The sequence below is a fragment of the Pantoea pleuroti genome, from assembly GCF_014156615.1.
GTDB lineage: Bacteria > Pseudomonadota > Gammaproteobacteria > Enterobacterales > Enterobacteriaceae > Pantoea > Pantoea agglomerans.
Map to the genome: position 1 here is coordinate 281,210 of NZ_SBFD01000005.1, position 8,836 is coordinate 290,045.

An 8,836-nucleotide genomic window follows, 5' to 3' on the forward strand; every position below is an offset into this window, starting at 1 on the left:
ACAACACGCTACAACGATATTTGTTTGCCGGTTACGGTATTGCAGCATCCGTGCCAGCCTGTAAAGAGGCTCTATGCTCGCGGTCTAACTCGCTGTAAATAAAAGCATTTAAATTTTTACTTTAAGTAAACCGGTTTACTCACTATAACCCTGCGAAATTAAAAAGCTCATTATTTGCGCCAGCGCTGTGCACTTTTGCGCCATTCTGGGACGTTGTTAACAAATTTGTATCGAATCGCGCGCCACCCATTCCACCGGCAGGCGAGTCTCGGCGGGAACGGCGAGATCGTCATTCAAAATGCGCAACATGATGTGAACCGCCGTGCGGCCCAGTTCCCGCGCGGGCTGGCGAATGGTCGAAATGCGGGGTTGAGTAAAGTCGGCATAAGTGGCGTCATCAAAGCCGACCAGCGACAGCGCCTCGGGGGCTTTCAGTCCGCGAGCACGCAGTCCATCCAGCAAACCCAGCACCAGATAATCACTAGCGGCAAAGACTGCGGTAGGGCGCGCACGGCGGCTGAACAGTCGTTCAAGCGCCTGTTCACCAAACTCACGCTGATATTCACCGTACATTACCCATTCAGGCGGCACGTTCAGCCCAGCCTGCTTCATCGCGGTGCAAAAGCCCTGATAGCGCTCGCGCACGCTCATCAGTTCGTCTGGCCCGCCGACAAAGGCGATATGACGGTGACCCGCGGCGATCAATTTTTCTGTGGCAATACGACCGCCCTGAACATTATCGGCAAACACTTTCGGCACCATGCTGCCAGGAATATCTTCGTCCAGTAACACGATGCGCTGGTGGCGGTTAATTTCTTTGCGCAACAGGCCGTTATCGGAATGGTTGGTGGTAAACAGCAGGCCATCCACCTGGCAGGTATCCAGCCAGCGAATAAACTGACTCTCTTTGCCAGGATGGTTACGGGTGATGCACAGCACCAGGCTGTAGCCATGGGCGGAGGCGGCTTCTTCAGCGGCATCCGCCAGTTCGGCAAAGAAGGGATTGGTGATATCGGGCAGCACCAGCCCTAAGGTTTCGCTGCCGCCCTTGCTCAGGCGGCGTGCTAGGCTGTTACCACGATAATCCAGTTGATGAATCGCCGCTTCAATACGGTCGATGGTCTCCTGCGGCAATATAATGCTTTGATTCATATAGCGGGATACGGTCGCTTTTGACAGCCCGGCCAGTGCTGCGACATCGGATAACAACACCCGTTTTTTACTCATATCACCTGCCATCTTGCCCGGAATCGGTTATCTGTAACATAGTTAGGCGCAGCGGACACCGTTTTTTCCATGGTCGCTGACGATAAAATAATCCCTTGACAAAACTCCGCCGTAAGCAAATTGTAAAAGCAGTTTACCGCATTACCCGGGAGTCACTCCCAGACCGGCTTAACGCGTTTCAGGTGTTCACCATAATGGACAGTGAACCGAAGCGACGTTATTCAGGTTCAGGCTGAACAAGCCATTCATACGATATTTGCCCGCCAACAATAATCCCTCTGCATCCCGATGCGGAGATCGACTGGTTATCGCTCATTCCCGACGAGGAATTTTAAGATGATGGCATTTAACACCAGAAAACTGCGTGCTGTTGCGCTGGCAACCGGCTTGCTGTCTGCGGGTTCTGCTTTTTCTTTGGCTCATGCAGCACCTGTTTATGCGCTGGTTCAGATTAATCAGCAGGCCCTGTTTTTTAATCAGATGAACAAGGGCGCCCAGGAAGCGGCGAAAGCCAGCGGTAAGGACTTAGTGATCTTTAACGCCAACGATAATCCCGTGTCGCAAAATGATGCAATCGAAAATTATATTCAGCAGGGCGTGAAGGGCATTATGGTGGATGCCATTGACGTCAATGGCATTATGCCCGCTATAAAAGAAGCGGCCGCCGCTAAAATACCGGTGATTGCGATTGATGCGGTATTACCTGCGGGCCCTCAGGCGGCTCAGGTGGGTGTGGATAATCTGGAGGGCGGCAAAATTATTGGTAAATATTTTGTCGATTATGTAGCGAAGAATATGGGTAGCAAAGCGCGACTGGGCATTGTGGGTGCGCTGAATTCGGCCGTGCAGAATCAGCGTCAGAAAGGGTTTGAAGAAACCATTAAGAGCAATCCGGGTATCACCGTGGCGGATGTGGTTGATGGCCAGAATGTGCAGGATACCGCGATGACGGCGGCAGAAAACCTGATTACCGGTAACCCGGATTTAACCGCTATCTACGCGACCGGTGAACCGGCACTGCTGGGTGCGATTGCTGCCGTTGAAAACCAGGGGCGCCAGAAGGACATCAAAGTCTTTGGCTGGGATCTGACGTCAAAAGCGATTAGCGGCATTGATGACGGTTATGTCACGGCCGTGCTGCAGCAGGATCCGAAAAAGATGGGTGAAGAGGCAGTAAAAGCCCTGAACACGCTTGCGTCGGGGAAAACCGTGTCAAAAACCATTCTGGTGCCGGCCACGGTGGTGACCAAAGCTAACGTGGATAGCTACCGCGTGATGTTTAAGTAATCGCTGACTCGCCGCCTGTATGAAGCAGTGCGGCGAGTTCCTCTGCGGTGGGGAAAGCCTGCAGTGTCCCATGACGGCTGACGGTCAGCGCAGCAGCCTGACTGGCATGAATAAGCGCTAATGAATCAATTTCACCTCCACGCAGGATCGCGGAAGCCAGCATCACGGCAAGAAAGGTATCGCCTGCGCCAGTGGTATCTATGGCATTGGCAGATTGCGCCGGGCAAAACGTACGCTGGCCACCCTGGGTCAGCCAGGCACCCGCGCTGCCAAGTGTGGTTACCAACGTTTTCACTGCGCGGGGTTGCAATTGTTGCGCTTCGTGCTGATTCACCACGGCGATATCCACCAGCGGCCAGCATGAGGCAAAACCGACGTGTACGGGCGAGGGGTTAAATACGGTTTTCAGACCGTGTGATTTGGCCAGGCTAAACAGCGCATGGGTTTTCCCGGGCGAGAAATTGCCCTGTTGCACCAGCAGATCGCCCGGACGCGCGCTGGCAAGATGGTGGTTAAGCGTATTGATATCCAGCGCATCTGCCGCCGTTGTACTGGTAATAATGGCGTTGTCGCCATCGGCGCTATGCAGAATAAGTGAGGTATCGCTCAACGCAGTAATGGGCTGCGCAGGCAGTAACGTCACGGGCTCGTTCATGAGCTGCTGACGGATCCATTTTCCATTGCTGTCATACCCGGTCGCGGCAATTAAATACGTTTCAATACCGCAACGGGATAAAAGTATCGCCTGATTCGCGCCTTTACCGCCGATATCCTGCGAACGTTTATAACCGTGAACAGAGGCGCCCTTAGCCGGAACATCTGTAACAGACCAGGTTTCATCGACAGTAATATTACCAGCCACATAAACACGCATAGTGTTTTCCTGAACAGGATAAAGAAGCGATGGTTGCTATATCAGCAGAAAAAATTGATGCAATACAAGCGATATTTTCCCGCCCTAAAGCGGTTATTGGCGTCATTCACTGTGACCCTTTTCCGGGTTCGCCAAAATATAGCGGCAAACCCGTCAGCGCGATAATTGATCGCGCATTACGCGATGCAGAAAACTATATTCTCGGCGGCGTTCACGGCCTGATTGTCGAAAATCATGGCGATATTCCTTTTTCAAAACCCGAGGATATTGGTCCGGAAACACCAGCGCTGATGGCCGTGATTACGGAAAAAGTGCGCGAACGTTTCGGCGTGCCGCTGGGTATTAATGTGCTGGCGAACGCCGCACTACCCGCTTTCGCTACCGCGCTGGCGGGTGGGGCAGATTTTATCCGCGTCAATCAATGGGCCAATGCTTATATCGCCAACGAAGGCTTTATTGAAGGGGCTGCCGCGAAAGCGCTGCGCTACCGTAGTCAGCTGCGCGCCGAACATATCAGGGTGTTCGCCGACAGCCACGTTAAACACGGCAGTCATGCGATAGTGGCCGATCGCTCCATTCAGGAACTGACCCGCGATGTCGATTTTTTCGAAGCGGATGCGGTTATCGCTACCGGACAGCGTACCGGTGACAGCGCCACGCTGGACGAAATCGACGAGATTCGCGCCGCAACTACCTTACCGCTGCTGGTGGGTTCGGGCGTCACGCCCGCCAACGTCTGCCAGATTCTGGGCCGCACGCAGGCCGTTATTGTGGCCAGCGCGCTCAAAGTGGATGGCGTCTGGTGGAACGATGTGGATCGGGAGAGGGTGAAACATTTTATGGCCGTGGCGCAGGCTGCGCTGGATCAAGCGTAGCCACCGTTTATCACCTGGCGCAGACCACAAAAAACCCTGCTGGTGAGGCTTAATGCTTATCAGTTAAGCTTTTAAGAACGCCGCAGCGGGTAACACTGCGGTTTCTTTTTTACCGCCCGCGGATAATGCCTCTTTAGGGATTTTCACACAGCCACTGGATCGTTCAACCGATCATTTCTGTCTTAACTGATCGGCATTACGCGAAAGCGGCCTTTTTAGTTGGCTAACCGCGCCAGCTCAGGGAGCATGCATTTATTAGCCGTCTGCGAATGACGGTTTCAGCCGCTTTTCTCTATTCCCACCGGCTTTTTATACTTAACGCCGGGTGGTCTCCTGGAGTGTCCTGATGAGTTGTTCTTTATTGAGGGCTACGCAATAGGCGGGCGTCGCACGCTCGAAACGCCAGCCTTCTGCTAACGATCCCGCATCCACAGCATCAAATCCAAAGGCTTCATATAATGCCGTGGCGGTTGCTTTCCCTTCGCTATCATCCCCCGCCAGCGGTAACGCCTGCCGGTTAGCATCACCCGGCGGCAGGCCCTGAGTTTCAAGATCGGTCATGCGGATGGCATTGAATGCCTTGGTGATGCGGCTGTCAGGAAGCAGGCGGGCAAGCCGTTCACTGGTGCTGATGCGGCCATTGAGCAGCTCTACAATTTCGCCATCGCGGTCGGGATAGTAATTGACCGCATCAAGCACGATTTTTCCCCGCAATTCTGTGGCCGGAAGTTGTTCCGTTGCCGTGAGCGGCACGGCAATCACCACCACGTCGCCGAACTCTGCGGCCTCGGTGGCGGTGCCGGTTTCACAGCCAATCATTGGTTTCAGGCTGAACAGCGTTCGTGGATCGCGCGAGTTGCTGAGCATCACCTGATGTCCCGCCTGAATCGCCAGTTTTGCAATCGCCCGGCCAACAAAGCCTGCGCCAATAATGCCTATTTTCATACGTTGCTCCTCGATAAGTTTCACGCACTGACCTTAATTAAAAACAGGAGGTGAATAAATCGACAAACAGACGCAATATAAACAACCAACAGGAGGGAATCATGGATCGGCTCACCAGCATGAACGTGTTTGTTACTGTCGCAGAATCGGGCTCGTTTGCCGCAGCCGCCGGGCATTTGCAAATCTCACCGCAGATGGTGGCGAAGCATATCGCCATGCTGGAGAAGCATCTCGGTACGCTGCTTCTGCATCGCACCACCCGACGGCAAAGCCTGACGGATGTGGGCCGCAACTATTTCGAACGCTGTAAAATCGTGCTGGCCGAGGTGCAGGAAGCAGATGCGATTGCGCTGGATATGCAGCAGCGACCGTCCGGTACGCTGAAGGTCAGCGCCCCGGTCACGTTTGGTTCTTTTAGCCTGGCGCCGTTTGTGACCCGCTATCTTGACCGGTTTCCGGAAACGCAGGTCGATCTTGAACTCAGCGATCGGCTGGTCGATCCGTTTGAAGAGGGTTATGAGGTGGTGATCCGGATTGGTGCGCTGGCGGACAGTTCGATCATCGCCCATCCACTGCAGCCCTACCGGCTGATAGCCTGCGCGTCGCCAGCCTATCTGGCGCGGCACGGTGTGCCCGCCACGCCAGCGGAGCTGGTGAACCACGCCTGTCTCGTTTATGGCATCTGGTCGCCCTCAAAACCCTGCCGCTGGGTATTCAGCCAGGCCGGTAAGGTTGAAGAGGTGCATCCGCAGGGGCGCATGCGATCAAATGACTGGAAAGCGCTCCTGCATGCGGCGCTGGAGGGTTATGGCATTACCCTGGGACCGGCCACCATTCTCTCTGAAGAGATCAGACAGGGTCGGCTGGTCCAGGTGCTGCCCGATTATGCCGGGCCAGCACGACCCATGCATGTGCTGATCCCGGCGGGCCGCCGCCAGACGGTGAAAATCCGCAGCTTTGTTAGCGCCATTATTACCGAGTTTGGCCTCTATCCACCCACGTCAGGCTAAACCAGGCGGTTATCGGCTCAGCAGCGGGAGTAACTGGGGCAGCTGCGACAGCAGGTAGAGAATCAGCCCGATGGTGCCGCCAACCAGCGTGCCGTTGATGCGGATAAACTGCAGGTCTTTACCGATATTGAGTTCGATCTGCTGCGACATGTCGCGTGCATCCCAGCTCTTCACGGTGTCGCTGATATGACGCGTCAGGAAGCCAGCAAACTCGGGTGCAACGCTGCGTGCGGCCTGTTCCAGATGCTGATTCATCGAGTCACGCAGCGCCGGGTCGGCCGCCAGGGTTTCGCCCAGCCACAATGCTGCACCACGCACTTTCTCCTGCACCCGTGAGTCATCACTGCTGAGATCCGCCTTAAGCCAGTTGCGCATATCATTCCACAGCTCGCCGATGTAGCGATTGAATGAGGCATCTTCTTTCAGCCAGCCTTTGATCTCCTCGGCACGCTCTGCCATCTCCGGGTCGTTCTGCAGTTTAACGATCAGCTTGTCGACCGCCCGATTGAAGCCGAGGCGCAGCTCATGGCCCTGATCCAGCGCCACATCATCCAGCAGTGAATCGACCGCGTTTGCCACCAGCTCGGCGCTGTGCTCGCCCAGCCATTCGGTCGGCAACATTTTGGCTTTGATCGGATGCTCGCGTTTCAGCCAGCGCACCAGCTGCATGGCAATAAACTCGCGGGTACTGGGCTTGTGCAGCAGCTTCAGCAGCTGTTCGATTGCCGCGTCCAGCAGCGCCTGATGACGGTTGTTTTTCGTCAGGCTTTCCAGCAGCAGGGCGCTGGTCTGGCTGAGATCGACCTTGTCGATGGCGCGATGCACTGCGCGGCGCATGAAGGTCTGGATCCGCGCATCATCGGTCAGATCAAGGAAGCCGCGCATGACCTGCAGCAGATGACGCCCGATGCGGTCAGCATTGCCTGGCGCATTCAGCCATTGCGCCAGCAGGTTGGAAGGATCGTGACGGCGAATCAGATTGAGCAGCGAGTCGGTATCAAGAAACTTCTCCTGCACAAAGCGACCGAGGTTTTCACCGATACGATCTTTGTTGCGTGGAATGATGGCGGTATGACGCGAGATAAAGGGCACCGGCACGCGCCGGAACAGTGCGACCACCGCGAACCAGTCCGCCAGCGCGCCGACCATCGCAGCTTCCGCAATCGCTTTTACGCCGCTGACCCAGAAGCCGGGCGGCAGAAAAAGCGTAACGATAAAGGTAATTGCAGCCAGCAGTAACAGCAGCAGCGCCAGACGTTTCGTCCGTTTCAGTTCGTGTTGTTTATCCATATCCTGATCTTAGCAGAGAGCCGGTTTCATCGGCGACGACCACCCAGCAGGCTGCCGAGTACGCCACGGATGATTTGATTGGTAATCTGGCGCGTGGCGCTTTTCGCCATGGTCTGCACCACGCCATCGTGCTTGCCGCCGCGCGGGCCGGTACGGCCAAACAGGATCTCTTTCAGCCCGCCGAGAATGCCGTTATCTACCGCGACATCGTCGCCTTTCGCCGGAGGCGCACTGGCCTGATCGCTGGCGGCCTGAAACCCTTTTTGCAGCTTCTCAAACGCCGATTCGCGATCAACTTCGCTGTCATATTTGCCATAGAGCGGTGAATGGTTGATCAGGCCGTTGCGTTCATCGCCTGTGACCGGACCCATACGTGAGCCGGGGGCGATCACCATGGCGCGTTCCACCACCGACGGACTGCCTTTAGCATCCAGGAAGGAGATCAGCGCTTCGCCGGTGCCCAGTGCCTGAATCGCCTCGACGCTGTCAAACGCTGGGTTGGCGCGCAGGGTATCGGCGGCGGTTTTTACCGCTTTCTGATCTTTGGGGGTGAAGGCGCGCAGGGCGTGCTGAACGCGGTTGCCGAGCTGCCCCAGCACCCGATCGGGAATATCTGCCGGGTTCTGGGTGACGAACCAGACGCCGACCCCTTTGGAGCGGATCAGCCGCATGACCTGTTCTATTTTCTCCAGCAGCACCGGCGGCGCGTCGGTGAACAGCAGGTGCGCCTCATCAAAGAAGAACACCAGCTTTGGCTGATCGAGATCGCCCGCTTCCGGCAGATGCTCATAAAGCTCCGACAGCAGCCACAGCAGGCTGGTGGCGTAGAGTTTTGGCATCTGGTAGAGCTTCTCAGCAGAGAGGATGTTGATGACGCCTTTGCCGTTGCTGTCGACGCGCATCCAGTCGGCAATATCCAGCATCGGTTCACCAAAGAAATGCTCCGCGCCCTGTTGCTCCAGCGTCAGTAACCCGCGCTGGATGGCGCCGACTGAGGCGCTGTTGATGTTGCCGTAGTGGGTCTGGAAGCTTTTGGCGTTGTCACCGATGTACTGGGTCATGGCGCGCAGATCTTTGAAGTCCAGCAGCAGCAAACCCTGGTCATCGGCGATGCGGAAAATAATCTGCAATACGCCGCTCTGCACCTCATTCAGGTTCAGCAGTCGCGCCAGCAGCAGCGGCCCGAGATCGGAGACGGTGGCGCGAACCGGATGGCCTTTCTCGCCGAAGATATCCCACAGCACCACCGGATTGCTCTGCGGCTGCCAGTTGGTGACGCCGATTTTCGCCAGCCTCTCCTGCAGCTTTTCGCTGGACTGGCCAAACAA

At 55.9% G+C, this 8,836-nt stretch carries 8 protein-coding genes; 3 read left to right on the forward strand and 5 right to left on the reverse strand.

Annotated elements, in window-relative coordinates:
- Positions 1-216: 216 nt before the first annotated feature.
- Positions 217-1,239, reverse strand: a complete 1,023-nt coding sequence (locus EPG66_RS14400) for a LacI family DNA-binding transcriptional regulator (RefSeq protein WP_182687290.1) — start codon at positions 1,237-1,239, stop codon at positions 217-219.
- Positions 1,240-1,563: 324 nt separating this feature from the next.
- Between EPG66_RS14400 and EPG66_RS14405 the strand changes: the two genes are divergently transcribed.
- Complete coding sequence (locus tag EPG66_RS14405; protein WP_083070289.1) at positions 1,564-2,514, forward strand: ABC transporter substrate-binding protein; 951 nt, start codon at positions 1,564-1,566, stop codon at positions 2,512-2,514.
- Here EPG66_RS14405 and EPG66_RS14410 read toward each other — a convergent pair.
- Positions 2,507-3,388: a PfkB family carbohydrate kinase gene (locus tag EPG66_RS14410; protein ID WP_182687292.1), complete on the reverse strand. Its 882-nt coding sequence runs from the start codon at positions 3,386-3,388 to the stop codon at positions 2,507-2,509. The two genes, EPG66_RS14405 and EPG66_RS14410, sit on opposite strands and share 8 nt — an antisense overlap.
- Before the next feature lie 29 nt (positions 3,389-3,417).
- Between EPG66_RS14410 and EPG66_RS14415 the strand changes: the two genes are divergently transcribed.
- Entirely contained in the window at positions 3,418-4,263 is an 846-nt protein-coding gene (locus EPG66_RS14415; RefSeq protein ID WP_182687294.1) for a BtpA/SgcQ family protein, read from the forward strand.
- A 315-nt stretch (positions 4,264-4,578) separates the two neighbouring features.
- On the opposite strand, the gene EPG66_RS14420 is transcribed toward EPG66_RS14415, so the two are convergent.
- Positions 4,579-5,208, reverse strand: coding sequence for an NADPH-dependent F420 reductase (locus EPG66_RS14420; protein ID WP_182687296.1), 630 nt, complete (start codon positions 5,206-5,208; stop codon positions 4,579-4,581).
- 101 nt (positions 5,209-5,309) lie between these two features.
- On the opposite strand from EPG66_RS14420, the gene EPG66_RS14425 reads away from it, so the two are divergent.
- Entirely contained in the window at positions 5,310-6,218 is a 909-nt protein-coding gene (locus EPG66_RS14425; protein ID WP_083070279.1) for a LysR family transcriptional regulator, read from the forward strand.
- Between the two features lie 9 nt (positions 6,219-6,227).
- On the opposite strand, the gene EPG66_RS14430 is transcribed toward EPG66_RS14425, so the two are convergent.
- Entirely contained in the window at positions 6,228-7,508 is a 1,281-nt protein-coding gene (locus EPG66_RS14430) for a DUF445 domain-containing protein (protein ID WP_010251638.1), read from the reverse strand.
- Positions 7,509-7,534: 26 nt separating this feature from the next.
- Positions 7,535-8,836: helicase HerA-like domain-containing protein (locus EPG66_RS14435; RefSeq protein WP_246379367.1), on the reverse strand; the 1,302-nt coding region annotated here is incomplete at its 5' end.